The sequence below is a fragment of the Labrys okinawensis genome, assembly GCF_047345005.1.
Lineage (GTDB): Bacteria > Pseudomonadota > Alphaproteobacteria > Rhizobiales > Labraceae > Labrys > Labrys okinawensis.
Genome location: NZ_CP178864.1, coordinates 446,749 through 468,495, shown reverse-complemented (window position 1 = coordinate 468,495; position 21,747 = coordinate 446,749). Strand labels below are relative to the sequence as shown.

The window sequence follows — 21,747 nt, the reverse complement described above, 5'->3', positions numbered from 1 at the left end:
CCATGGGCCGATTGAGCGGGAAAGTCGCCGTCATCACGGGCGCCGCGAGTGGTATCGGGCTCGCCACGGCGGAGCTGTTCGTCCGGGAGGGCGCCCGCCTGGTCATCGCCGACCTCCAGGACGGCAAGGGCGAGAGGCTGGCCGAGCGGCTCGGCCCCGCGGTGGACTATCGCCATGCCGACGTCACCGTCGAGGACGATATCGCCGCCCTTGTCGCTCATGCCGTCCATCGGCACGGCCAGCTCGACGTGCTGTTCAACAATGCCGGCGCGCCCGCCCCGGGCGGCCCGATCGCCGACATCTCGGCCGCCGATTTCGACGCCGGCCTGGCCGTCTTGCTGCGAAGCGTCTTCCTGGGCATGAAACATGCCGCCCCCGTGATGCAGGTACGCAAGAGCGGCTCCATCCTCTCCACGGCCTCGATTGCCGGCGTCGGCGCCGGGCACGCCTCCCACATCTACAGCACGGCGAAGGCAGCCGTGATCCATCTCACCAGGATGGTGGCCAACGAGTTGGGGGAGGACAACATCCGCGTCAATTGCCTCTGCCCGGGCGGCACCGCAACACCGCTCTTCGGCAGGGCGGTGGGCCTGGACATCGAGGCGGCCGACCGCAGCGTCGAGCTGATGAAGACGGTGCTCGCCACCAACCAGCCGATCCCTCGGGCCGGCCTGCCGGAGGATGTTGCCCAAGCCGCACTCTGGCTTGCCAGCGATGAGGCGAGTTTCGTTACCGGCCAGGCCATCGCCATCGATGGCGGCCTGACCCTCGGCCGCCGCTGGTCGGCCGCCATGGCAGGTTGGACCCAGCTTGGATCTGCGTTAGAGGCCCTGCGCTAGAGCGCTCTGTCTTTACGCGGAATCACCAAGAATCGCAAAATGCTTTTGATACCAGTCAGTTAATTCCGAAATTCGCTCCTACCTGAACGCATTTTGCTCTAGGCTGTCGCGGACGCACTGGCGTCGCGTGGTGAATTCTGAGGCAAAGGTGTCTTCTCGAACCTGACGATGTGGACGCAATCACGCCCGTCAAAGGGGTTTTTTGCCGGGGCCGATCTGTACGCAAGCTCTCGGCCGTCTGTTTCGATGAAACGGATTTGCTCGGTACCCTCCCACGCCTTATTCCAACTCATATCGATGTGGTGGATAACTCGATCATCCTCGACTGTGTATGTCCCCGTATAGGCAAACATGGTGTCGTAAAGATCGATCTTTTCTTCTGCAGTGGGCACGAGATCCCTGGGCGTGATGCGTTCAGGGTGAAAGACGAAGACCGTCATTCTGCCATCCGAGCCATAGCTGATGATGCCACGAGGGTTCTTCCCCAACGCGTCCTTCACTTCACCGGTTTCCAGGACCTCATAGGTCCATGAAATCATTCTCCACGACCCGAGCAGCAAACTTCCCAGTTGCGACATGACACCCACCTCTGAGGTTGTGACAGTTTCGGGCATTGCATGTAATTTTCCCGCTATAGTTGTATAACAGGCACGGCCTGAAACAAAACCGATTTGGCAGCATGAGGGCGGGGCAGCCAAGCTGAGCTTAATCCATCAAGCCCCGGGATCAAGCACCTGAAGCGCTTTGCGATCTACACGGGCTTTGCGCAGGCGGAGAGCGGCGACCCGACACGCCGCCATCCTCTCAGCGCGGTTTGCGCTTGTGCTGGCTGACCTCGACGCCATCCTCCGGGCGCAGGAAGAAGAAGCCAGGCAGAGAGACGAGGGGGATGATCGCCATCAGGAGGAAGACCTGGTGGAAATGCTCGGGGGTCAGCGCAGAGCCGTCCCAGGTGACGATGCCGAGGAACATGGCGCCGAGCGACACGCCGAAGCTGACGCTGAGCTGCTGCAGCACGCCGCCAAGGCTGGTGGCGCTGCTGAGCTGGGCCGAGGGCATGTCGGCATAGGACAATGTGTTCGAGGTCATGAACTGCGAGGCGCGCGCCAGGCCGAACAGGAAGACGTAACCGGCGATCACAAGGCGCGGCGTATCGGCCTGCATCAGCGCAAAGCCTGCAACGAGGGCGGAGCCGATGACGGCGCTCCACAACAGCACGGAGCCGAAACCGAACAAGCGCAGCATGTGCTTGGAGATCGGCCGCACCAGGAGCGCGCTGAGGGCGCTGACGAAGGTGATCGAGCCCGACTCGATGGCGCTCATGCCGAAACCCACCTGCAGCATCAGCGGCAGCACGAAGGGCACGCCGTTCAGGCCCACGCGGCAGATGCCGCCGGCCAGCGTGCCGACGCTGAAGGATCGCAGGCGAAAGAGCGTGAGATCGACGGCAGGATCGGGCACGCGTCGCGCATACCAGCCGAAGGCGAGCAGGAGGAGCACGGAGGCGGCAAGCACCGTGACAACCCAGGGAATGGCAATCATCGGCCGACCGACATTTTCGATGCCCAATTGCAGGAGGGCGCACGCGGCGCCGACGGTCAGGAAGCCGAGGAAGTCGAACTTGACGTCGCGGCTGCCGTGGATGTCGCCGACATGGCGCAGCGCCAGGATGATGCCGAGCACGCCAAAGGGGAGATTGACATAGAAGATCCAGCGCCAGGACAGATAATGGGTCAGGAGACCACCGAGCAGCGGCCCGATCACTGGACCGATGATGGCGGGCAGCGTCGTATAGGTCATGGCGGTGACGAGTTCCTTGCGCGGAAAGCTGCGCAACAGGATCAGCCGGCCCACAGGCGTCATCATCGCCCCGCCCAGGCCCTGCAGGACGCGCATCGCCAGCAGCGTCTCGAAATTCTGGGCGATGCCGCAGAAGGCGGAGCTCACCGTGAAGATGGAGAGCGCCAGCACGAAGACCTGCCGCGCCCCGAAGCGATCGGCGAACCAGCCGCTGACGGGTATGAACACGGCCAGCGCCAGCACATAAGCGGTAATGGCGAGGTTGAGCCGCACGGGCGTGGTGGCAAGGCCGTCGGCCATCTGGGGAATGGCGGTGGCGATGATGGTGGAATCGAGCTGTTCCATCAGGAAGGCGATACCGACCACCAGCGGAATAAGCAGCCTGAGGCGAGGATCGTGCTGCGTCGCGAATTCTTCCGAAATCGAAGCAGGGCGCCGGTTTTCAAGCATGCAGGCGATTTAGCGGAAGGGTACGGGAGCGACAACCAACTTAAGCGTGAGAAGTCATCGGCGTCGGAAAGAGCGCTCCAGAGCTGTATTCATGTGATTCACGCAGATTTCACGTGCTTTTTCTAGAGTCTGGATGTTCACTGGCCTGAAGTATTTGCCCTTTTTGCGAGCAGTTGTTCGGCATTTCGACCTGCCGGCGGGCCGTCGAGATCAAGCAGGGTCGGCAAGCATGAGCGAAAACGTACAGCGCAGGGGATCTAGTTCGCTCTAAGCTGCCCACTGTACCATCGCAGCACGTCATGAGGGAGGGCAGCGTGCAGGAACTAACGGGCGAGCAGATATCGCAGCTTTCGCGATCGTTGATGAAGACACTCAATCTCAACGACGTCAGGGAGTTCGTCCATATCGCCACCGGCGACCCGCTCGACGGCTATTGGGCCAACACGGCCAATCCGCTGGTGGTCGTGCTGCGCGAGCTCCTGGTCCGGCTCGAGGAGGACGGGCAGACCGTCGCTTTCCTCAAGACCGTCTATGCCAAGCGCCCGCGCCGGCAGGATATTCGCGACCTCATCGCCAGCCTGGCGCCGGAAGCCGCCGTCGACGAGTTACGCAATTCCTTCGATTTCGTCGTGCAGGATAGCGCGCATCGTGGCACGCAACCCGCCGCGGAAACCCTGGCGCCCGGTCTGCAGCGCAACATCAAGCCCAACCTGAACATGCTCGATCTGCGCCTGTGGGCGACCGGCATGGCTGCGACAGGCCGACAGGTCTGCCGCGTCGACATCGCCGGAAGCCCGGCGGGCACGGGTTTTCTCGTCGGCCCCACTGCCGTGCTGACGAACTGGCACGTTATCGAGGAAGCCGTCAGACTTGGCAAGCAGGCGTCCATCTCATGCCGTTTTGGCTATGCCAAGCTGCCCGGCGGCGGCTTCGATGCGGGCGAGGAGATCGCGCTGGCCGACGGCGGCCTGCTGCATCATCGCCCCTATGCACCAGCCGAGGTATCCGGCACGCCGGACCAGCCGCCGCCGCTTGCCAGCGAGCTCGACTTCGCCTTGCTGCTTCTGGCCACGCCAGTCGGAAAGGCGCGAGGCTGGCTCTCCCTGCCCGCGCGCGACGAGGTCCTACCTGAGAAGTCTCCCCTGATCATCGTGCAGCATCCGCTTGGCGGTCCGATCAAGCTGGCGATCGACACGGAGGCAGTGCTGCCGACGCCCGGCGCGCCGGAGCGGCCGCGCCTGCGCTATGCCACCAACACCGACGCCGGCTCGTCCGGCTCGCCCTGCTTCACCATGGACTGGCAGCTCGTCGCTCTGCACCATTATGGCGACCCGATCTGGGCCGCACCGCGCTTCAACCAAGGCATTCCTGCCGGTCTCATCCGGGCTGATATCATCGCCGCAGGCCACGGCGGCGCCATCGAAGCCGGAGGCTAGCCATGGGGCGCACCGACCTGCCTGGCGAGAACATCTTCGCTTTGTCCCGCGCCATCGGCGAGATGTGCGACTTCGCTGAACTGCGCGACCTCATCGGCATCTGTTACGGCGAATCCATCTTCGCCATCTCCTACGAGCAGCAGCCGCGCCACCAGATCGCTCGCGAATGCGTGGATTGGGCGCTGAAATGCGGCATCCTGGAGAACTTTGTTGCCATCGTGCTCCGCGCCAAGAGCGAGGATCAGCGCTTCGCGGCCTTCAAGGCCCTGGTTGAGCAGGTTATCCCCGCCGCGCTCGCCGCCCCGCCTAGTGTGCTCTCCGGTGTCGACACCGTGATTTCCGGTCTCGACCAGCTCAATGCCCATCTCAACAAGGACCATGTCCGTCAACAGCTGGACAAGTCGCGCCAGAATCTTGCCGATGTGCGTCAGCGCATCAACCTCCTGGCTGTCTACAAGGGCCTGCATGACAATCTGCACCGGCTGCAGATCACGCAGACGCGCACCCTGCTCCAGGCCGCGGCATCCGCGGCCCGCGATCCCGCCGACCTCGAAGTCGTCCAGGCGCATATCGACAATGTCTTCCACACGGTCTCGGCGGCCCAGACCCTGGTGGCGAATGCCGATGCCATCGCGGTGATCGCGGGCTTCGACCTGAGCTGGATCAACGAGATGCGGGCCGTGGCGCTGCGCTGCCAGGACGGTCTCGACACCGCCCAGACCGGGGCTGTGCGCAATGCCGTCAAACGCATCGCCGGTATCGCCGACAGCCAGTCGACCCTGCTGAACAAGGGCATTTTCAACGCCGCCACCAAGCTGCCCCTGGCAGACCTCGCGGGCGCCCTGTCGGCCATCGGCGAGACCGACCGGGATATCGAACCTTCCCTGCGGCCCGCCATCGCGGCCATCGGCGACCTGCAGCGCAGCCTGATGGGCCGCGTTGCCACCCATAACAGGCTGCAGGCCGCCCAGGAGAACCTTTCCCTGCTGGCCGGCTGCCTCGACAACCCGAACGACCAGATCCTCTCGGAGATGACCGATCTGTGGCCGGAGACACGCACGGCTGTCCTGACCGTGAGCAGCTATGGCCTGGAGCCCGCCACGAACGCCATCGATATCTATGGCGATAAGGTGGACGGCATCCTGCTGCAGGTCGAGCAGGCGCAGAACCAGCCCGATTTCGATCCGAGGACCGCAATCTCGGTGAAGTCCCTGCAGCAGGCGCTTGCCAGCTTCCAGCGCAAGGCCAATGTGCAGTTCTTCGAGATCGACTGCAAATTGAAGGCGGATTTCGATAGTATCTTCCGAATCAGCGAGCGCCTGGGCATGACCCTCGGAGGCCTGCAATGATTGAGGAAGCCGCCGACGAGCTTGCCTATGGCTCGCTCGCGCAATTGCGTGCCGAACATCTGGGCATGCTGCGCTCCTGGCGCCGGTCGGAAGGTGCGGATGCCGAGGTGATCGTCGCCTTTCGCAGGCGGATTGCTGCAACCGGCGCCGTGCTGAGCGATGAGGCGGATCGCGAGACGGCACAGGATTTCCTGGACTATTGGGACGCTCAGCTCCTCTCTATCACAGACGGCGGCGGCGCGCCGCAGCTCGACCTGCAGCTCGCGCCCTTCCAGCCGGATGTCGGCAGTCCGGCCGTGGCTGCCGCACCGCCGTCCGAACCGAAGCCGGAAGCCGCTTTCGACAGCAAGGACATCAGGAAGAATATCGAAGCGAGCGAGCAGCTGCGCCTCAGCGCCCTGGCACGGCAATGGCGCCAGTCGAACCGGGTGGCGAGCTATCTCCTCTCTGGGGCGGCGTTGTCCCGGGCCGCGGCCTTTCGTCAGAACGATCCGGAGATCGAGGCCTTCGTCGCCGCCAGCGAACGCCGGGTGCGCGAGCGCAAGAGGCGCCGGATCTGGCGAGTGGGCGTAACGGCGATCTGTACGCTCGCCGTACTCGCCTTCGGCGGCTATCAGTTCTATCGGACCGAAATCAGCCGCAAGCAAGCGGACCTGAACTACCGGCGCTACTACAAGATCGCGACCAGGGCGGCTGAGAATATCGAGATCAGCTCGCAGGGTGACACCAGTGCCGTACAATCCCTGCTGGGCCAGGTTGCCCTGATCGATCCGCCACGGGCCCAGCAGCTCGAAGCGGTTCGCAAAACCCTTGTCGGTGCGCTGAAGCCTGGAGCCGAACCCCAGGGGGTGCAGATCCGGGTCTGCGACGCGCTGGTCGGCAATCTGATGCATCCCTCCGTCGACGGCCTCACGCCTTCGGGGGTCGAGAATCTGCTCTCGGTTCTCTCGGCGATCTCCCCGAGCCAATGGGCGAACCCGGCCTGGAACGATGCCCGCGCCGGGGCACGAAGGGCCGCGGCATGGCTCCTGGCGGCCGGAGAAGACGACTTCTCCCTGAACGAGCAGGCGCAAGCGCTGTTCGATACGCTCAAGAGGAACATTGGCCTCACGCCGCCCCCCACCGGGCGCGTTTCCCTCCATTTCGCGGACACCGCGAAGGCCAATGCCGCGGATGTGACGCAGGGCCTGAAGAACCTGGCGTGGCAGGTGCAGGCCGCGCCCGAACCCGCACCCGACATGCCGGCCAGCGAGGTTCGCTATGGGACGCCGAAGGACGCGGCCCAGGCTACGCTGCTGGCCGCCGATCTGCGCAAGTGCGGTTTCGAGATCACACCGGCGCCGATGAAGCCGGGCATCCCGGCCGGGACACTCGAGGTCTGGCTGGCGGGCAGCACGACGGCCCGCTGCGCCCCCGGCGCGGGATAGCGGCCGCAGGCAGGCCCTACGGTCCCTGGATCCCCTTCTCCTCGCCTCCCTCGCTTCGCTCAAGAGTGCTTCGGCCGGGGATGACAGAAGCACTCTCTGCCACCAGTTCCTAATCGACTATCCCTCCAGCCCCACTACTTCCCCTCCGTCCTGAACGCCTCCAAAAGGCTGCTGCGGATGCTGTCCTGGCGCTCGGACGAGATGATCTTCGCGCCGGTCAGGTCGGTGACGTAGAACACGTCCACGGCCTTCTCACCGAAGGTCGCGATGTGAGCCGAGGCAATGTTGAGGTTGAGCTGCGAGAGCGCGGTGGTGAGGTCGTAGAGGAGGCCCGGACGGTCGAGTCCGGAAACCTCCACCACCGTGTGGCGGTTGGACCATTCATTGTCCACCACCACTTCAGGCGCCACCTGGAAGGCCTTGTGGCGCGGCTTGACCGAGATGGCGCTACGCTTGGCCACGGCATCCGGCAGGCGGATGGTGCCCTGCAGGGCCTGTTCCATCGCCTTGGCAATGCGCCCGGCGCGGCGCAGTTCGTCCTCGTCACGGGGGAATTCGCGTGAGACGAAGATGGTGTCGAGCGCCAGGCCGTCCGTGGTGGTGTTGATCTGGGCGTCGACGATATTGGCGCCCGAGGCGGCGCAAGCTCCTGTGATGATCGAGAGGAGCCTTGGATGGTCGGGCGCAAGGATCGTCAGCTCGGTCACACCGCGGAAGGCATCGGTATCGACCTCGGTGCCCAGACTCTCGCCGCGCTCAAGCATGGAGCGCACGAAGCGCGCATGGCGCAGGCGGCGCGGCAGGTCGACCCTCAACCAATAGGGTGCGTAATGCTTGGCGATATAGGCCTCGATCTCCTCGCTGGTCCAGTCCGTCAGGCCGGCGCGCAGTTCCTCCTGCGACTGGCGCACGCTGGCGCGCCGGTCGGCATTGGAATGGCCGCCGGCGAGCACCAGTTCGGTCTCCCAGAACAGCGAGCGCAGCAACTGGCCCTTCCAGCCATTCCACACGCCGGGGCCGACCGCGCGGATATCGGCGACCGTAAGGATGAGCAGGAGCTTCAGGCGCTCCAGGGTCTGCACCGCGCCGGCGAAGGTCTCGATGGTCTTGCGGTCCGATAGATCGCGGGATTGCGCCGTCATCGACATCACGAGATGCTGCTCGATCAGCCAGGAAACCGTATCGGTCTGCGCCGGCGTCAGGCCGAAGCGCGGGCCGAGCTTCTTGGCGATCTTGGCGCCGGCGATCGAATGGTCCTCCGGCCGTCCCTTGGCGATGTCGTGAAGGAAGGTGGCGACATAGAGCGCCGTGCGGTTCTGGATCGTCGGCATGATCTCGTTGGAGAGCGGATGCTCATCCGCGCCGTCGCCACGGTCGATATCGGCAAGCTCGCCCACCGAGCGCAGGAGATGCTCGTCGACCGTGTAGCGGTGATACATGTTGAACTGCATCATCGCCACGACCTTGCCGAAATCCGGGATGAAGCGGCCGAGCACGCCGGTCTCGTTCATGCGCCGGAGCACGGTTTCCGGCGCGTTGCGGGAGGTGAGGATCTCGAGGAAGAGGCGGTTGGCCTCCTTGTTCTCGCGCAGACCCGCATTGATGAGCTTCAGCGAGCGGGTGACGAGGCGCATCGCATCCGGATGGAAGGCGAGGCTATGAAGATCGGCGAGATGGAACAGGCGGATCAGGTTGACGGGGTCGCGCGCGAACACCTCGTCATTGGCGACGTTGAGCCGGCCGGTCTCGATGACGAAATCCCTGGTTCCAGTGAGCGCCTGGCGCTGTGAGCGGCGAAAGGGCGCGATGAAGCGGTCCAGCATCGCCTTGGGCTTGGCCTGGCGTTCCTCCAGCGCGGCGCAGACGATGGCGGTGAGATCGCCGACATCCTTGGCCACCAGGAAGTAGTGCTTCATGAAGCGCTCGACGCCGCGAAGGCCTCCGCGATCGGCGTAACCCAGGAAGCTGGCGATGTCGCGCTGCAGGTCGAAGGTCAGCCGGTCGTCCGGGCGCCCGGTGAGGAAATGGATGGCGCAGCGCGTCGCCCAGAGGAAATCCTCGGCCAGCACGAACTGGCGATATTCCCGCCGCGTGAAGAGGCCGGCCTCGACGAGGGCGGCGGAATCATTCACGCGGTAGACATATTTGGCGATCCAGTAGAGCGTGTTGAGGTCGCGTAGCCCCCCCTTGCCTTCCTTGACATTGGGCTCGACGCGGTAGCGGGAATTGCCGGCCTTGACCACGCGGTCATCGCGCTCGGCAAGCTTGGCGGCGACGAATTCGGCAGCGGTCGACTGCACCAGTTCCTTGTCGAAGCGCGTCGCGAGGTCATGGGCGAGCGCCACGTCGCCGAGGATCGGCCGCGCCTCCAGGATGGTGGTGCGGATGGTCATGTCGGAGCGGGCGAGGCGCAGGCAGTCGTCGATCGAGCGGGTGGCGTGGCCGACTTTCTGGCCGAGGTCCCAGAGCACGTAGAGGATCGCCTCGGTGACGCTCTCGCCCCAGGCCGTCTGCTTGGCCGGCAGCAGGAAGAGCAGGTCGATGTCCGAGCCGGGGGCCAGCGTGCCGCGGCCATAGCCGCCGACCGCGATGATGGCCATGCGCTCGCCGGCGCTGGGGTTGTGCGAGATATAGACGTAGCGCGTCACATAGGCATAGGTGGCGCGGATGATCTCGTCCTCCAGCCAGGACAGGCGCTGGGCGCAGGCCGTGCCGAGCCGGTCCTCCTTGAACCACCGATAGACCTTGTCGCGCCCATCCTTCAGCGCGGATTTGAGCAGGCTGACCACGGCCTGGCGCAGGGCGTCGGCATTGCCCTCATGCTCGAGGGCCAGCGCATCGATCTCGGCTTCGAGCGCCATGCGGTCGATGACGAGATTGAATTCGCGGTCGGGCTTGTCGAGCATGGGGTGTCCTGGGAACTGCTGGGAGCGCGGACGTCTCGTCCGCTCTTGAACCTTGCCACCGAAGAACAAGGCGCGGCGGCGACGACGCACTGAATTCTGCCTGGGTTGCGGTTCAAGAGCGGACGAGACGTCCGCGCTCCCAGCTACTTCTTCGCTGTATCTCGTTTGGCTTTCAAGGAAAACAAGGCGTCGAGGGCCTGGCGCGGGCTCATATCGTTGGGATCGAGCGCATCGAGCGCCTCGCCGAGTTCGTCCCTCTGCTTCGCAGCCAGCTGCGGCGCCGGGCGCGGCGCGGCGGCGAAGAGTGGCAGGTCGTCGACCAGCCTGGCGGCCGGCGCCTGGCGGTCCGTTGCCTCGAGTTGCGCCAGCACGGTGCGGGCGCGCTCCACCACCGCCGCCGGCATGCCGGCGAGCTTGGCGACCTGGATGCCGTAGGAGCGGTCGGCGGCGCCCGGCACCACCTCATGCAGGAACACGACGTCGCCATGCCATTCGGTGACGCGCATGGTGGCGTTGGCAAGGCGCGGCAGCTTCTTCGTCAGCTGCGTGAGCTCGTGATAATGCGTGGCGAACAGCGCCCGGCAGCGATTGATGGCGGAGAGGTTCTCGATTGCCGCCCAGGCGATGGAGAGGCCATCGAAGGTGGCGGTGCCGCGGCCTATCTCATCGAGGATGACGAGGGCATGCGGGCCGGCCTGGTTCAGGATCGCCGCCGTCTCGACCATCTCGACCATGAAGGTCGAGCGGCCCCGGGCAAGGTCATCCGCCGCCCCCACGCGCGAGAACAGCGCATCGACAGCACCGATATGGGCTTTCCTCGCGGGCACGAAGGAGCCGATCTGCGCGAGCACGGCGATGAGGGCGTTCTGGCGCAGGAAGGTCGACTTACCGGCCATGTTGGGGCCGGTAAGCAGCCAGATCGCACCAGATTTCTCGCCGGTGAGATCACAGTCATTGGCGACGAAGGGCTTGCCTTCACGCTTGAGCGCCTGCTCCACCACCGGGTGGCGGCCACCCTCGACGGCGAAGGCGAGCGAGGTGTTGACCAGCGGACGGACGTAATTTTCCTCTTCCGCCAGCACGGCGAGCGCCACGATGACGTCGAGCAGCGCCAGCGCCTCGGTGGCGGCGCGGATGGCGGCGCCATCGGCAAGAAGGGCCTGCGCAAGATCTGCGAAGACCTGCAATTCCACCGCCAGGGAGCGGTCGGCCGCCGAAGCGATGCGCGATTCGAGGGTCGAGAGCTCGGCCGTGGAAAAGCGCATGGCGCCGGCCATGGTCTGGCGATGCACATAGGTCTCGCGCAGCCCCGGCTGCAGGAATGCCTCGCCCGCCTGCTGCGGTACCTCGACGAAATAGCCGATCATGTTGTTGTGCTTGATCTTGAGCTGGCGGACCTCGCTCTCCTCGGCATAGCGCGCCTGCAACCCGGCGATGACGCGCCGGCTCTCGTCGCGCAACGCCCTGGTCTCGTCGAGCTCGGCGCTGAAGCCTGTTCGCACGAAACCGCCATCGCGCTTGAGCAGCGGCAGGTCGTCCTGCAGGGCGGCAGTGAGGCGCGGTGCCAGGCTCTGGTCGGGCCGCGCAAGCGCCGTGAGGATCCCGGCGACGACCGGCGGCAGATCGGCCTGACGGTGCAGCAGGCCCTCGAGGAGGGCGATGCCGGCAAGCCCTTCGCGCAGGGCGGCAAGGTCGCGCGGGCCGGCGCGGTCGAGGGCGAGGCGCGCCATCGAGCGGGCGATGTCGGGCGCCGATTTCAGCCGGGCCCGAATCTGGCCTCGCAGCAGCGCCTGTTCGGCGAAGAAGGCCACCGCATCCTGGCGCGGCATGATCGCCTCGGGCTTTACCAACGGGCTCGCCAGCCATTGCGCCAGCAGGCGCCCGCCACCAGCCGTCACCGTGCGATCGATGGCATCGAACAGCGATCCCGCGCGCTCGCCACTCGTGGTGCGCAACAGTTCGAGATTGGTGCGGGTGGCGGCATCGATCGCCATATGGGCGCTGGCCCGGTCGCGTCTAGGCGGATCGAGCGCCGGCCTCTGGCCAACCTGCGTGCGCAGGATATAGGTGACGAGGCCGGACGCGGCGACCAGCTCGGCGCGCGAGAAGGCACCGAAACCGTCGATGGTGCCGACATTGTAGAAGGCGGCAAGGCGCCGCTCGGCCTGCGCTCCGTCGAAGACGTCGCGGCCGACCGGGGTCACCGCCGCGCGCAGCTCGCGCCAGAGCGCTGCAAGCTCGCCACCCTCATGCACGCTCTCGGCCAGCACGATCTCGGAGGGGTCGAGCCGGGCGATTTCGGCGGCCAAACCCGAAACATCACATTCGGATAAGCCGAACTCGCCGGTGGAGATATCGGCAAAGGCGAGACCGAAGCGCGCCTCGTCGTCCGAGATGCGCAGCCGCGCCACCGCCAGGAGGAGGTTGGCGCGCGTCGGCTCCAGCAGCGTTTCCTCGGTGATTGTGCCAGGCGTGACGAGGCGCACCACACCGCGTTTGACCACCGATTTCGAACCACGCTTCTTCGCTTCGGCCGGATCCTCCATCTGCTCGCAGACGGCGACGCGGTGGCCGTAGGCGATCAGGCGCTGCAGATATTCATCAGCGCGCACCACCGGCACGCCGCACATGGCGATATCCTCGCCCTGATGCTTGCCACGCTTGGTGAGCACGATACCGAGCGTCTTGGAGGCAACCTCGGCATCCTCGAAGAACAATTCGTAGAAATCGCCCATGCGATAGAACAGCAGGGCATTGGGATGGCCTGCCTTGATCTCGAGATATTGCGCCATCATCGGCGTGACGTTCTGCGCGTCCGCCGGTTCGATCTTCTGGGGCGAGGTGGTCATGGCGTGAGGCTAGCAGAATGCGAGGCAGGAGGCACGGTAGGCGGGGCGCAGGGTTGTGGATAGCGGGTTAACAGGGACGCCGCTTCGGGTCGCGCCTTCCTGCACAAATCACCGAGGCCCGACCGACCTCTCCAATTTGTCATCGTTGCCCTTATGGCCCCCTCGCCCGCACCTGCCTATAGTCCCTCTCCCAGGAAGAACGCAGAAAGGACGCCGAGCCGTGACACGTCTGACCGCGAAGGATTTTCCTCAGGAACTGCTCGAACTCTATGATTTCTACGCGCATGGCCGGATCAGCAAGCGCGAGTTCCTCGACCGTGCGGCCAAATACGCCGTCGGCGGCCTGACGGCGGCGACAATCCTCGCCTCGATGAGCCCGAACTATGCGCTGGCCCAGCAGGTCGAGTTTACCGATCCCGATATCGTGCCCGAATATATCACCTACCCCTCGCCTCACGGCAACGGTACGGTCCGCGGCTATCGCGTCAAGCCCGCCAAGGCGACCGGCAAGGTCGGCGGTGTGGTGGTCGTGCACGAGAACCGCGGTCTCAACCCCTATATCGAGGACGTCGCCCGGCTTGTGGCCAAGGCTGGCTTCGTCGCGCTCGCTCCGGACGGCCTCACCTCCGTCGGCGGCTATCCCGGCAATGACGAGAAGGGGGTGGAGCTGCAGAAGACGGTCGATCCCGTCAAGCTGATGAATGATTTCTTCGCTGGCGTCGAATTCCTGATGCAGCCCGATCAGACCTCCGGCAAGGTCGGCATCGTCGGCTTCTGCTATGGCGGCGGCGTCTGCAACGCCGCGGCCGTCGCCTATCCCGAACTCGCTGCGGCGGTGCCCTTTTATGGCCGGCAGCCCAAGGCCGAGGACGTGCCGCGCATCAAGGCCCCACTGCTCCTCCATTATGCCGGCCTCGACAAGGGCATCACCGATGGCTGGCCGGCCTATGAGGCGGCCCTGAAGGCCAACAACAAGGTCTATGAGGCCTACATCTATCCCAACGTCAATCACGGCTTCCACAATGATTCGACGCCGCGCTACGACGAGGCGGCAGCCAAGCTCGCCTGGGAGCGCACCATCGCCTGGTTCAACCGCTATCTGGCGAGTTGATTGCGCGAGGGGGTCGCTGATCCATTGAGATCTACTGTTTCGCCTAATCCCCTACGTCATGATTGAATCGTGCAGGCGTCTGAAAAACGAGAACGGGAATGGATCAGCACATCAGTTCGGACATGAGCGTTTCCGCCGTTTTCGATGCAGCCGTCGAAGCCGAGCGACGCATCGCGTTTCTTGCCGGCTACCTCAGGGCCTCGGGCTGCCGCACCTATGTGCTCGGCATCAGCGGTGGTGTCGATTCGATGACCGCCGGCTTCTTGGCCCAGGCTGCCGTCGAGCGGCTGCGCGGGGAGGGCTACGAAGCGCGGTTCATCGCCATGCGCCTGCCCTATGGCGTGCAGGCCGATGAGAGCGATGCGCAGGCCTCCATAGCCTTCATTCGCCCGGACCGCGTGGCGACCGTCAACATCAAGCCGGCGGCCGATGCGATGATGACCGAGCTTATCCGCGATGCCGGCGACCTGTTCGAACGCGAGCGCGCGGATTTCCATCTCGGCAACATCAAGGCCCGCCAGCGCATGATCGCCCAATATGGCCTCGCCGGTGCGGTGCGCGGCCTCGTCATCGGCACCGACCATGCCGCCGAGGCCGTGATGGGCTTCTTCACTAAATTCGGAGACGGCGCCGCCGACATCCTGCCGCTCTCGGGCCTCAACAAGCGCCGGGTGCGCGCCGTGGCCAGTCATCTCGGCGCACCAAAGGAGCTTGTGTTCAAGGTGCCGACAGCCGATCTCGAATCCGACGCTCCGTTGAAGCCGGACGAGGATGTCTATGGCGTGAGCTATGAAGAGATCGACGATTTCCTGGAAGGCAAGACGATCACACCGGCCGGCCGCGAACGCATCCTTGCGACCCATCGCGCCACCATGCACAAACGCGCCTTGCCGGTGACGCCGGACGATTTCGTGGCGTAATCCGGGCGCATGGGCATCTTGCCGGTTCTTCGCGATGAAGCGCTCGGCAACCAGGGAAGAACGGGCAAGATGCCCATGCACCCGGAGGCGGCCATTGACGCGGCTTCCTCGCGGTGCCACTTGAGCGCCATGACCTCCTCCCTCCAAGAGCCCGGCTTCGGCGTCTATGTGCACTGGCCGTTCTGCCTGGCCAAATGTCCCTATTGCGACTTCAACTCCCATGTGCGCCAGGGTGGCGTCGACCAGACCGGCTATCTCGATGCCTATCGACGTGAGATCGCCCACATGGCGGCGATTGCGCCGGGGCGGACCGTCGACTCCATCTTCTTCGGCGGCGGCACGCCTTCGCTGATGGAGCCGGCGACGGTGGGCGCCATTCTCGACGCGATCGGCGCGGCCTGGACGGTTGCGCCTGATGTCGAGATCTCGCTCGAGGCCAATCCCACCAGCGTCGACGCCACGCGTTTCGCCGGCTATCGCGCCGCCGGCGTCAACCGCGTCTCGCTCGGCGTGCAGGCGATGAACGACGCCGACCTCAAGCGCCTCGGCCGCATGCATTCGGTGGCGGAGGCCATGGCGGCGGTCGAGATCGCGGCCAGGCACTTCGAACGCTATTCCTTCGACCTCATCTATGCCAGGCCGGATCAGCGGCCCGACGACTGGCAGCGCGAGCTCGACGAGGCGATAGACCGGGCGGCCGAGCATCTATCGCTCTACCAGCTCACCATCGAGCCCGATACGATGTATGAACGCCTGGTGGCCGCCGGCAAGCTCATCCCGATGCCGGACGAGGAGGCTCGCGTGCTCTTCGATATCACGCGTGAGACCTGTGAAAAGCGCGGTTTGCCGGCCTATGAGATCTCGAACCACGCCCGGCCCGGCGCCGAGTGCCGGCACAATCTCGTCTATTGGCGCTATGGCGAATATGCCGGCATCGGCCCTGGCGCGCATGGCCGCCTCGTCGACGCCAACGGCCGGCGCCGCGCGCTCTCCACCGAACGCAACCCGGAGAAATGGCTCGCCGGTGTCAGGGCAAACGGCCATGGCCTCGTCGACGACCAGTCTCTTACGGCGAACGAGCAGGGCGATGAGATGCTGCTGATGGGCCTGCGCCTGGCCGAGGGCATCGATATCGGCCGACTAGCCGGCTTGCGCGGGCGCGGCGTGCCCGAGGCCACCCTGGCCGCCCTCGGTTCCAGTGGCATGATCGAACGGCGCGGCTCGCATATCCGCGTCACAAGGGCGGGCTTTCCTCTGCTCGATGCAGTCATCGGCGAGCTCGCGGCCTAAAAGGCTTGGGAATGGGGCGGCGTTCGCGCCTGATGCTACCGTGCGGCGCGCGACCGCTTCAGGATGGCGTCCACCACGGCCGCATAATCGCCGCCGAAATCATGGCCGCCCGGACGCGGCACCCGCATGGCGCGATCGAGGACCGGCAGGCCGCAGGCCTCGCCGTCGTCCACGCCGTAGATGCAGAGCACCTTGTGCTTGGGCAGGTCCTTGATGGCGATATCCACCGGCACGTCGTCGGGCGCCGGAAAGTCCAGCATCTCCCAGATCGAGATGCTGAAATTGGCGGCCGGCTGCAGGCCGATCAGGACGATGAGCGAGGTCCGGCGGCGGGTCGTGGCCGGCAGGTGCTTCCAGGCAAAGGGCAACGCGTCCGCACCGAAGGAATAACCGGCCAGCACGAAACGAGGGGCATGCCAGGCCCGGCCGTAGAAGCCGAGGATGCGCTGCAGATCCAGGGCAAGTTTCCCGGGCGTTCTGCCAGAGAAGAAATAACGACGGGAATCCAGCCCGATTACGCTGACGCCGGCCTGGCTGGCGCGCTCAGCCACTGCTTCCTCGAGATCGCCCCAGCCGGTGTCGCCGGAGAGCAGGAGCATGAGCCTGCCGTCCGGCCTGGCCGCCTTGTAGAGCTCCAGAGGCAGGCCCAGAGGGCCCCCCTCGGCACAAGCCATAGCGGACGCGAGCAGGGCGAAGGCGAGGAGGAGGATAGTAAGGAGCGCCCTGGTGGGTGGCCCCTTTTGGAAACGCCCTCCAGAGGGAAAGGACCGGGGCCGATCTGGAAATCGGCCCACCGGCGCGCGCCCTTCATTTGAACCTGCGAAAGCCCTCACGAGGCGAGCGCCGCGGCCCAGGGTTCGATCAACCCTGCATGAAGGGAGGCACTGAACATGCCCTTGTCGATCGAGCCGATCGTTTCGTCGTCGAAGTCGACCTCGATATCGAGGGAATGACTGAGCGAGAGCTGGCGCAGATACTCGATCAGCGCCATGGCCGCCTCGAAGTCGCGCTTCTCCGCCTCGATGGCACTCCCGGCGATAGCTGCCCTCACTTTGAATTCGACGGCGCATTTGACAACATCATCCGCCTCATCCTCCAGGTATTTGTAGGCATCCGGCTGGCCGAGCGGCCAGGTCATGCCGTCGGCGAATTCCTCGATGTCGTCGAGGAGTTCGTCGGCGGCATCCTCATCAGCAAGGCCGAAGAGATGAAAGGTCAGGGCGTGGATCTTGCGGGCGGCGCTCATGATAATCTCAACTAGACGCCGCTGCTGACAGATAGATGTCAGCAGCGGCAGATTATGAAAGGCCTACCCCGAAGCACCGAAAGGAACAAGCATGGCTCTCAAAGGCAGCTGCCATTGCGGCGGCACGCGGTTCGAAGTGGATGCAGCGCCAGAGACGGTGACGCGCTGCACCTGCTCTTTCTGTTCGAAGCGCGGCTCGCTCTGGGCCTATTACACGCCCGAGCACTTCCGCCTGACCTCGCCGCCAGAGATGGTCTCGACCTATCGCTGGCAGTCGAAGACGGTCCAGCACCATTTCTGCGCCACCTGCGGCTGCGGCACTTTCACCGAGACGCCCGACTGGTCGAAGGGTGAACCCGATTTCGAGCATCCCAGGATCGGCATCAATGCCCGCCTGTTCGACGATTTCGAGCTCGAGGCCGTACCGGTGGTGGTGATCGACGGGAAGAACCTGTGGTGAGACAGGTAACGAATGTTCTGCCTTGTGCCAGGACCTTTTGATCTTTCGGCCGAGCGGGATGAGACGTGTGAGGATGGAGTGCGCCTTCGAAGTCCCCTCGCCTTGTTCCGAAACGACTCATTTCGCCCAACCGAAGAGTCTGTGCCTCAGGCCGACGCATGGCGCTCCTTCGCATCCACTCGCAGCGGCGTCCACATCGAGATGTCGCGCGGGGCGGTGAGCAGATCCGGCAGTGCTTCGTGCCAGGCCGTGCGATAGGGACGGTGCAGTTGCACATCGAGCACCTCCTGATGGTCGGCCCATGTCTCGTGCAGTAGGAAGCGGCAGGGGTCGGCCGGGTCGGCATGCAGAGTGGCATTCACGAAGCTTGCCTCGTGCCGCATGGCGTCGAGCACGTCGGTCAGCAGGCCAAGAAAGCGCCTGCATTGCTCTGGCCTGACGCTGAAGCCGATCACGTAGGTCACGCTCATCCCATTCCTCCATCCCATTGCCATGAGGACGAGGATAGGAAACGAGGCGGCGAATGCGATTACCTCACACGTAATCGCTTCGTTCCCCGACAAGCTGCATCCTCGCTTCGTCGCAAGAGCAAAACGCAAGGAGGCTCCGATGACCGCACCATTCATAGAAATCGCCGACGGCCACCAGCTTTTCATCCGCGACTGGGGTACGGGTGCCCCGGTTCTGTTCCTGGCCGGCTGGGGCATGGATTCGACCTGCTGGGGCGCCACGATGGCCTCGCTCAACACACGGGGCCTGCGCACCATCGCCTATGACCGCCGCGGCCATGGCCGCTCCACCGATCCCGGCTGCATCGACTTCGACCTCATCGCCGACGACCTAGCCATTGTGATCGAAAAGCTCGACCTTCACGGCGTCACAATCGTCGCCCATTCGAGCGCGGCGGGCGAAGTACTGCGCTATGTCAGCCGTCACGGCCCTTCACGCCTCGCCCATATCGTCATGGTGGGTGGCCAAGGGCCATGCCTGGTAGCGAGGCCCGGCAATTCCTACGGGCTGCCGCGTGAAGCGCTGGAACGGGTCATGGAGAGCCTCCATGAGGATCTTCCCGCTTGGCTCGAAGCCAATGCCGAGCCCTTCGCCCCCGGCGCCAGCCGCCATGTCATCGACGGGCTGATCGCCATGATCCTGAACGGGTCGCGGCGCATGCTGCTCGATCTCCAGCGCGCCATCGTCGAGGCGGACTTTCGCGACGAAGCGGCCGCGCTCCGGTTGCCGGTCACCCTCATCCATGGCGACCGCGACGCCTCCGCTCCGCTCGACCTTACCGGCCGGCGCTATGCAGCGTTGATCCCCGGCGCGAAGCTGATGGTCTATGAAGGCGTGGCGCATGGCGTAATGGTCACCCACCCACACAAGCTGGCGGCGGATATCGCTCGGGTCGCGAGGGGAGCAGTGAAGGAAGCGGCGTAGCTTGGGACCGCCGGCTAGATCTTCGGTTGGGAGCAGCCCCCCGGCAGCGGCATATTGCCGAACCAGATCTCGAAGGTGTTGGGGCGCGAATCCTGCGCCCCGCTCCAGCTGGTGGAAAGGTCCTTGGTGGTGAGCTGAAGGCCCACCGTCGAGAACAACTCGGCGAGAGATTCGGCCCGCTTGCGGTCGGCGATCTTGAAGAAGCGCAGTTCGTTCGTCTCGCCCGACCATTTCACCGGGATCACCGCGGGAAAGGTGATGCCAGCCTTGTCGCTGTCCTTCAACTCGTCGAGGAGGACGCCGGGACAAGCCCGCTGTCCGTCATTGAGTACATGCACGAAGATGCGGCTGGGCAGGCGCGCCGTTGCCTCCTCATAGGCAGCCTTTACCGAGTTGTTGGCGAGCGAGGCCTTCTGGATGGCGTTCTCCAGCAGAGGCAGCAGGTCACGGTCGGAGGAGGAATTGGCATAGTCGAGCTGAGCGGTGATGAATTCCACCGGCACCTTGTCGTTCTTCAAGAGGTATTCGAACATGGCGATGCCATATTTGCGCTTCTCGGGCGCCCCATCCGTCATCATGTCGATCATGGTGCGCAGGTCCGAGAGGTTCTGCTGCCAGCGCGTGTAATACCAGCCGATGCCTGCCACGGTGAGTGGGATCAAGGCTGTCGACACGAGTTGAGGCAGGATTTCGCGCCAGGGGCGGGGGAGAGACATGGCGGCACTCTTAAAGCGAATCGCCGCCACTATGCCTCGACGGGAAAGACAGCGCCAACCCCGTCGGCTCGCGCTGTCTTGATCGAAGATCGCGGATCGTCGCTCAGACGACGCTCAGGCGAACGTCGAGGTTCTTGCGTGTCGCTTCCGAATAAGGGCAGACGACATGGGCCTTGGCGACGAGGTCGTCTGCCGTGGCCTTGTCGATACCGGGCAGGGCGACGGCAAGCGCGACATCGAGGCTGAAGCCCGTGCCGTCATCGCGAGGGCCGATGCCGACCGTCGCCGTCACCGAGGCGTCAGCCGGCAGGGTTACCTTCTCCTTGCCGGCCACGAAACGCAGGGCGCCCATGAAGCAGGCGGAATAGCCGGTCGCGAAGAGCTGCTCCGGATTGGTGCCGGGATTGCCAGAGCCACCCAGTTCCTTGGGCAGCGACAGGGTGACGGAGAAATTGCCGTCGAGCGTGCCGGCATGGCCGCCATCACGGCCATGGGAATCGGACTTGGCGGCAGTGGTGTAGAGAACTTTCATTGGAACCTCCTTAAGAATTTGACCGGAAACATATCGCACAGGTTTATATCGTATGCGATATTTATTTTTGCACAGAAAAGTTTGCACGGATGGTACTACGACTCTGTCGTATGCGATAAGATTATAATGATATGGAAAGGTTGGCCTTTTGTTCGAAGGCGCCTCTTGCACCATGAGGAGGTCGAGATGGAATCCGCTCCGCTGTTGCTGGAAAACCAGCTCTGTTTTGCCCTCTACGCCGCCAACAACGCCTTTGGCCGCTCCTACAAGCCGCTGCTCGACCCGCTTGGGCTGACCTACCCGCAATATCTCGTCATGCTGTGCCTGTGGGAGAAGGACGGGCTCAAGGTGGGCGAGATCGGCGCCAGGCTATTCCTGGAAACCAATACGCTTACCCCGCTCCTGAAGCGCCTGGAAGCCGCCGGCCTGGTGCGGCGCCAGCGCGACAGCAAGGACGAGCGCCAGGTGCGTATCAGCCTCACCGCCGCCGGCCGTGCGCTGCGCGAGAAGGCCATGGTCGTGCCCTCGCAGATCGGCGCCGCCACCGGGCTGGAGGCCGGGCAGGCAGGCTCCCTCAAGGATTGGCTGGACTGGCTGCGTGAGGCGCTGGAGGCCAACCACAGGAAGGAAGAGAAAGCAGGATAAGCTTGGGACCGCCTGGGATCGCAGGCATCCCTGCCTGCTCTTGGAACCACAGCGCCTTCCTACAAAGGCAGAAGCAGTCAAGGACGCCCATGGGCGCTAACCTTGCGTGGGAGGGCACTGGCTTGGAGAGACGATCTCTGATCGGCAATCTGGGAAACGATATGTTTGCCGGTGAAGAAGATGGCGATCGGAGATCGCCACTTGTGTAATTGGGATGTGCTTTAGTTGTGCTGCTTCGTGAGGAGTGCCATGGGCTGGGTGGCCACCCAGCCCATGGCGGCCGTTCGTTCGGATCGTGATCGCCACCAGGCTTGGGCCTGTCTTGGAGCTTGATCGT

19 protein-coding genes are annotated in these 21,747 nt (G+C 64.5%); 10 read left to right on the top strand and 9 right to left on the bottom strand.

Annotated features, from left to right (window positions below; genetic code table 11):
- The first annotated feature begins 2 nt into the window (after positions 1-2).
- Positions 3-839 carry a glucose 1-dehydrogenase gene (locus ACMDCR_RS02230; RefSeq protein ID WP_413990956.1) on the top strand — a complete coding sequence of 279 codons (837 nt, stop codon included), beginning with the start codon at positions 3-5 and terminating at the stop codon, positions 837-839.
- 98 nt (positions 840-937) lie between these two features.
- On the opposite strand, the gene ACMDCR_RS02225 is transcribed toward ACMDCR_RS02230, so the two are convergent.
- On the bottom strand, positions 938-1,453 hold the full coding sequence (locus ACMDCR_RS02225; protein WP_413990955.1) for a lipocalin-like domain-containing protein: 516 nt from the start codon (positions 1,451-1,453) through the stop codon (positions 938-940).
- A 190-nt stretch (positions 1,454-1,643) separates the two neighbouring features.
- Positions 1,644-3,089 (bottom strand): MDR family MFS transporter, encoded by a 1,446-nt coding sequence (locus ACMDCR_RS02220; protein WP_413990954.1) that lies wholly within the window; start codon positions 3,087-3,089, stop codon positions 1,644-1,646.
- Positions 3,090-3,388: 299 nt separating this feature from the next.
- Here ACMDCR_RS02220 and ACMDCR_RS02215 point away from each other — a divergent pair, with 299 nt between their 5' ends.
- The 3 genes from ACMDCR_RS02215 to ACMDCR_RS02205 are packed head-to-tail and all read left to right on the top strand — an operon-like array spanning position 3,389 to position 7,301.
- On the top strand, positions 3,389-4,525 hold the full coding sequence (locus ACMDCR_RS02215) for a trypsin-like serine peptidase (RefSeq protein WP_413990953.1): 1,137 nt from the start codon (positions 3,389-3,391) through the stop codon (positions 4,523-4,525).
- Positions 4,526-4,527: 2 nt separating this feature from the next.
- The gene (locus ACMDCR_RS02210; protein WP_413990952.1) at positions 4,528-5,874 is read left to right on the top strand and encodes a hypothetical protein; all 1,347 of its coding nucleotides are present in this window, start codon (positions 4,528-4,530) and stop codon (positions 5,872-5,874) included.
- Positions 5,871-7,301, top strand: a complete 1,431-nt coding sequence (locus ACMDCR_RS02205; RefSeq protein WP_413990951.1) for a hypothetical protein — start codon at positions 5,871-5,873, stop codon at positions 7,299-7,301. Before ACMDCR_RS02210 ends, ACMDCR_RS02205 begins: the two co-directional genes overlap by 4 nt.
- Positions 7,302-7,435: 134 nt before the next feature.
- Here ACMDCR_RS02205 and ACMDCR_RS02200 read toward each other — a convergent pair whose 3' ends face one another.
- Together ACMDCR_RS02200 and mutS are read right to left on the bottom strand one after the other, a co-directional pair.
- Positions 7,436-10,207, bottom strand: a complete 2,772-nt coding sequence (locus ACMDCR_RS02200; RefSeq protein WP_413990950.1) for a [protein-PII] uridylyltransferase — start codon at positions 10,205-10,207, stop codon at positions 7,436-7,438.
- A 143-nt stretch (positions 10,208-10,350) separates the two neighbouring features.
- Positions 10,351-13,056, bottom strand: a complete 2,706-nt coding sequence (gene mutS, locus ACMDCR_RS02195) for a DNA mismatch repair protein MutS (protein WP_413990949.1) — start codon at positions 13,054-13,056, stop codon at positions 10,351-10,353.
- 220 nt (positions 13,057-13,276) lie between these two features.
- Here mutS and yghX point away from each other — a divergent pair, with 220 nt between their 5' ends.
- The 3 genes from yghX to hemW all read left to right on the top strand — a co-directional run bounded on the left by yghX (position 13,277) and on the right by hemW (position 16,377).
- Positions 13,277-14,167, top strand: a complete 891-nt coding sequence (gene yghX, locus ACMDCR_RS02190; RefSeq protein WP_413990948.1) for a YghX family hydrolase — start codon at positions 13,277-13,279, stop codon at positions 14,165-14,167.
- A 98-nt stretch (positions 14,168-14,265) separates the two neighbouring features.
- Positions 14,266-15,087, top strand: coding sequence for an ammonia-dependent NAD(+) synthetase (gene nadE / locus ACMDCR_RS02185; protein ID WP_413990947.1), 822 nt, complete (start codon positions 14,266-14,268; stop codon positions 15,085-15,087).
- A 129-nt stretch (positions 15,088-15,216) separates the two neighbouring features.
- Entirely contained in the window at positions 15,217-16,377 is a 1,161-nt protein-coding gene (gene hemW, locus ACMDCR_RS02180; RefSeq protein WP_413990946.1) for a radical SAM family heme chaperone HemW, read from the top strand.
- Between the two features lie 35 nt (positions 16,378-16,412).
- On the opposite strand, the gene ACMDCR_RS02175 is transcribed toward hemW, so the two are convergent.
- Together ACMDCR_RS02175 and ACMDCR_RS02170 are read right to left on the bottom strand one after the other, a co-directional pair.
- Positions 16,413-17,051, bottom strand: a complete 639-nt coding sequence (locus tag ACMDCR_RS02175; RefSeq protein WP_413990945.1) for an AcvB/VirJ family lysyl-phosphatidylglycerol hydrolase — start codon at positions 17,049-17,051, stop codon at positions 16,413-16,415.
- A gap of 155 nt (positions 17,052-17,206) precedes the next feature.
- Positions 17,207-17,623, bottom strand: coding sequence for a hypothetical protein (locus ACMDCR_RS02170; protein WP_413990944.1), 417 nt, complete (start codon positions 17,621-17,623; stop codon positions 17,207-17,209).
- 91 nt (positions 17,624-17,714) lie between these two features.
- Here ACMDCR_RS02170 and ACMDCR_RS02165 point away from each other — a divergent pair, with 91 nt between their 5' ends.
- Positions 17,715-18,083, top strand: a complete 369-nt coding sequence (locus ACMDCR_RS02165) for a GFA family protein (protein ID WP_413990943.1) — start codon at positions 17,715-17,717, stop codon at positions 18,081-18,083.
- Between the two features lie 146 nt (positions 18,084-18,229).
- Here ACMDCR_RS02165 and ACMDCR_RS02160 read toward each other — a convergent pair whose 3' ends face one another.
- Positions 18,230-18,553, bottom strand: a complete 324-nt coding sequence (locus tag ACMDCR_RS02160) for a putative quinol monooxygenase (RefSeq protein ID WP_413990942.1) — start codon at positions 18,551-18,553, stop codon at positions 18,230-18,232.
- A gap of 139 nt (positions 18,554-18,692) precedes the next feature.
- On the opposite strand from ACMDCR_RS02160, the gene ACMDCR_RS02155 reads away from it, so the two are divergent.
- A complete protein-coding gene (locus ACMDCR_RS02155) occupies positions 18,693-19,517 on the top strand; it encodes an alpha/beta fold hydrolase (protein WP_413990941.1) in 825 nt (274 codons plus the stop codon).
- A 14-nt stretch (positions 19,518-19,531) separates the two neighbouring features.
- Here the strand turns inward: ACMDCR_RS02155 and ACMDCR_RS02150 are convergent, their stop codons facing one another.
- Both ACMDCR_RS02150 and ACMDCR_RS02145 read right to left on the bottom strand, forming a co-directional pair.
- Positions 19,532-20,233 carry a hypothetical protein gene (locus tag ACMDCR_RS02150; RefSeq protein ID WP_413990940.1) on the bottom strand — a complete coding sequence of 234 codons (702 nt, stop codon included), beginning with the start codon at positions 20,231-20,233 and terminating at the stop codon, positions 19,532-19,534.
- Positions 20,234-20,336: 103 nt separating this feature from the next.
- Positions 20,337-20,765, bottom strand: coding sequence for an organic hydroperoxide resistance protein (locus ACMDCR_RS02145; RefSeq protein ID WP_413990939.1), 429 nt, complete (start codon positions 20,763-20,765; stop codon positions 20,337-20,339).
- A gap of 186 nt (positions 20,766-20,951) precedes the next feature.
- Here ACMDCR_RS02145 and ACMDCR_RS02140 point away from each other — a divergent pair, with 186 nt between their 5' ends.
- Positions 20,952-21,410, top strand: coding sequence for a MarR family winged helix-turn-helix transcriptional regulator (locus tag ACMDCR_RS02140; protein ID WP_413990938.1), 459 nt, complete (start codon positions 20,952-20,954; stop codon positions 21,408-21,410).
- Positions 21,411-21,747 lie beyond the last annotated feature (337 nt).

Coding starts and splice junctions, on each gene's coding strand:
- hemW (WP_413990946.1), top strand. CDS start 15,217: ATGACCTCCTCCCTCCAAGAGCCCGGCTTCGGCGTCTATGTGCACTGG.
- ACMDCR_RS02170 (WP_413990944.1), bottom strand. CDS start 17,623: ATGAGCGCCGCCCGCAAGATCCACGCCCTGACCTTTCATCTCTTCGGC.
- ACMDCR_RS02165 (WP_413990943.1), top strand. CDS start 17,715: ATGGCTCTCAAAGGCAGCTGCCATTGCGGCGGCACGCGGTTCGAAGTG.
- ACMDCR_RS02215 (WP_413990953.1), top strand. CDS start 3,389: ATGAGGGAGGGCAGCGTGCAGGAACTAACGGGCGAGCAGATATCGCAG.
- ACMDCR_RS02140 (WP_413990938.1), top strand. CDS start 20,952: ATGGAATCCGCTCCGCTGTTGCTGGAAAACCAGCTCTGTTTTGCCCTC.
- ACMDCR_RS02230 (WP_413990956.1), top strand. CDS start 3: ATGGGCCGATTGAGCGGGAAAGTCGCCGTCATCACGGGCGCCGCGAGT.
- ACMDCR_RS02200 (WP_413990950.1), bottom strand. CDS start 10,207: ATGCTCGACAAGCCCGACCGCGAATTCAATCTCGTCATCGACCGCATG.
- nadE (WP_413990947.1), top strand. CDS start 14,266: ATGGATCAGCACATCAGTTCGGACATGAGCGTTTCCGCCGTTTTCGAT.
- ACMDCR_RS02145 (WP_413990939.1), bottom strand. CDS start 20,765: ATGAAAGTTCTCTACACCACTGCCGCCAAGTCCGATTCCCATGGCCGT.
- mutS (WP_413990949.1), bottom strand. CDS start 13,056: ATGACCACCTCGCCCCAGAAGATCGAACCGGCGGACGCGCAGAACGTC.
- ACMDCR_RS02220 (WP_413990954.1), bottom strand. CDS start 3,089: ATGCTTGAAAACCGGCGCCCTGCTTCGATTTCGGAAGAATTCGCGACG.
- ACMDCR_RS02210 (WP_413990952.1), top strand. CDS start 4,528: ATGGGGCGCACCGACCTGCCTGGCGAGAACATCTTCGCTTTGTCCCGC.
- ACMDCR_RS02225 (WP_413990955.1), bottom strand. CDS start 1,453: ATGCCCGAAACTGTCACAACCTCAGAGGTGGGTGTCATGTCGCAACTG.
- ACMDCR_RS02175 (WP_413990945.1), bottom strand. CDS start 17,051: ATGGCTTGTGCCGAGGGGGGCCCTCTGGGCCTGCCTCTGGAGCTCTAC.
- ACMDCR_RS02155 (WP_413990941.1), top strand. CDS start 18,693: ATGACCGCACCATTCATAGAAATCGCCGACGGCCACCAGCTTTTCATC.
- ACMDCR_RS02150 (WP_413990940.1), bottom strand. CDS start 20,233: ATGTCTCTCCCCCGCCCCTGGCGCGAAATCCTGCCTCAACTCGTGTCG.
- ACMDCR_RS02205 (WP_413990951.1), top strand. CDS start 5,871: ATGATTGAGGAAGCCGCCGACGAGCTTGCCTATGGCTCGCTCGCGCAA.
- ACMDCR_RS02160 (WP_413990942.1), bottom strand. CDS start 18,553: ATGAGCGTGACCTACGTGATCGGCTTCAGCGTCAGGCCAGAGCAATGC.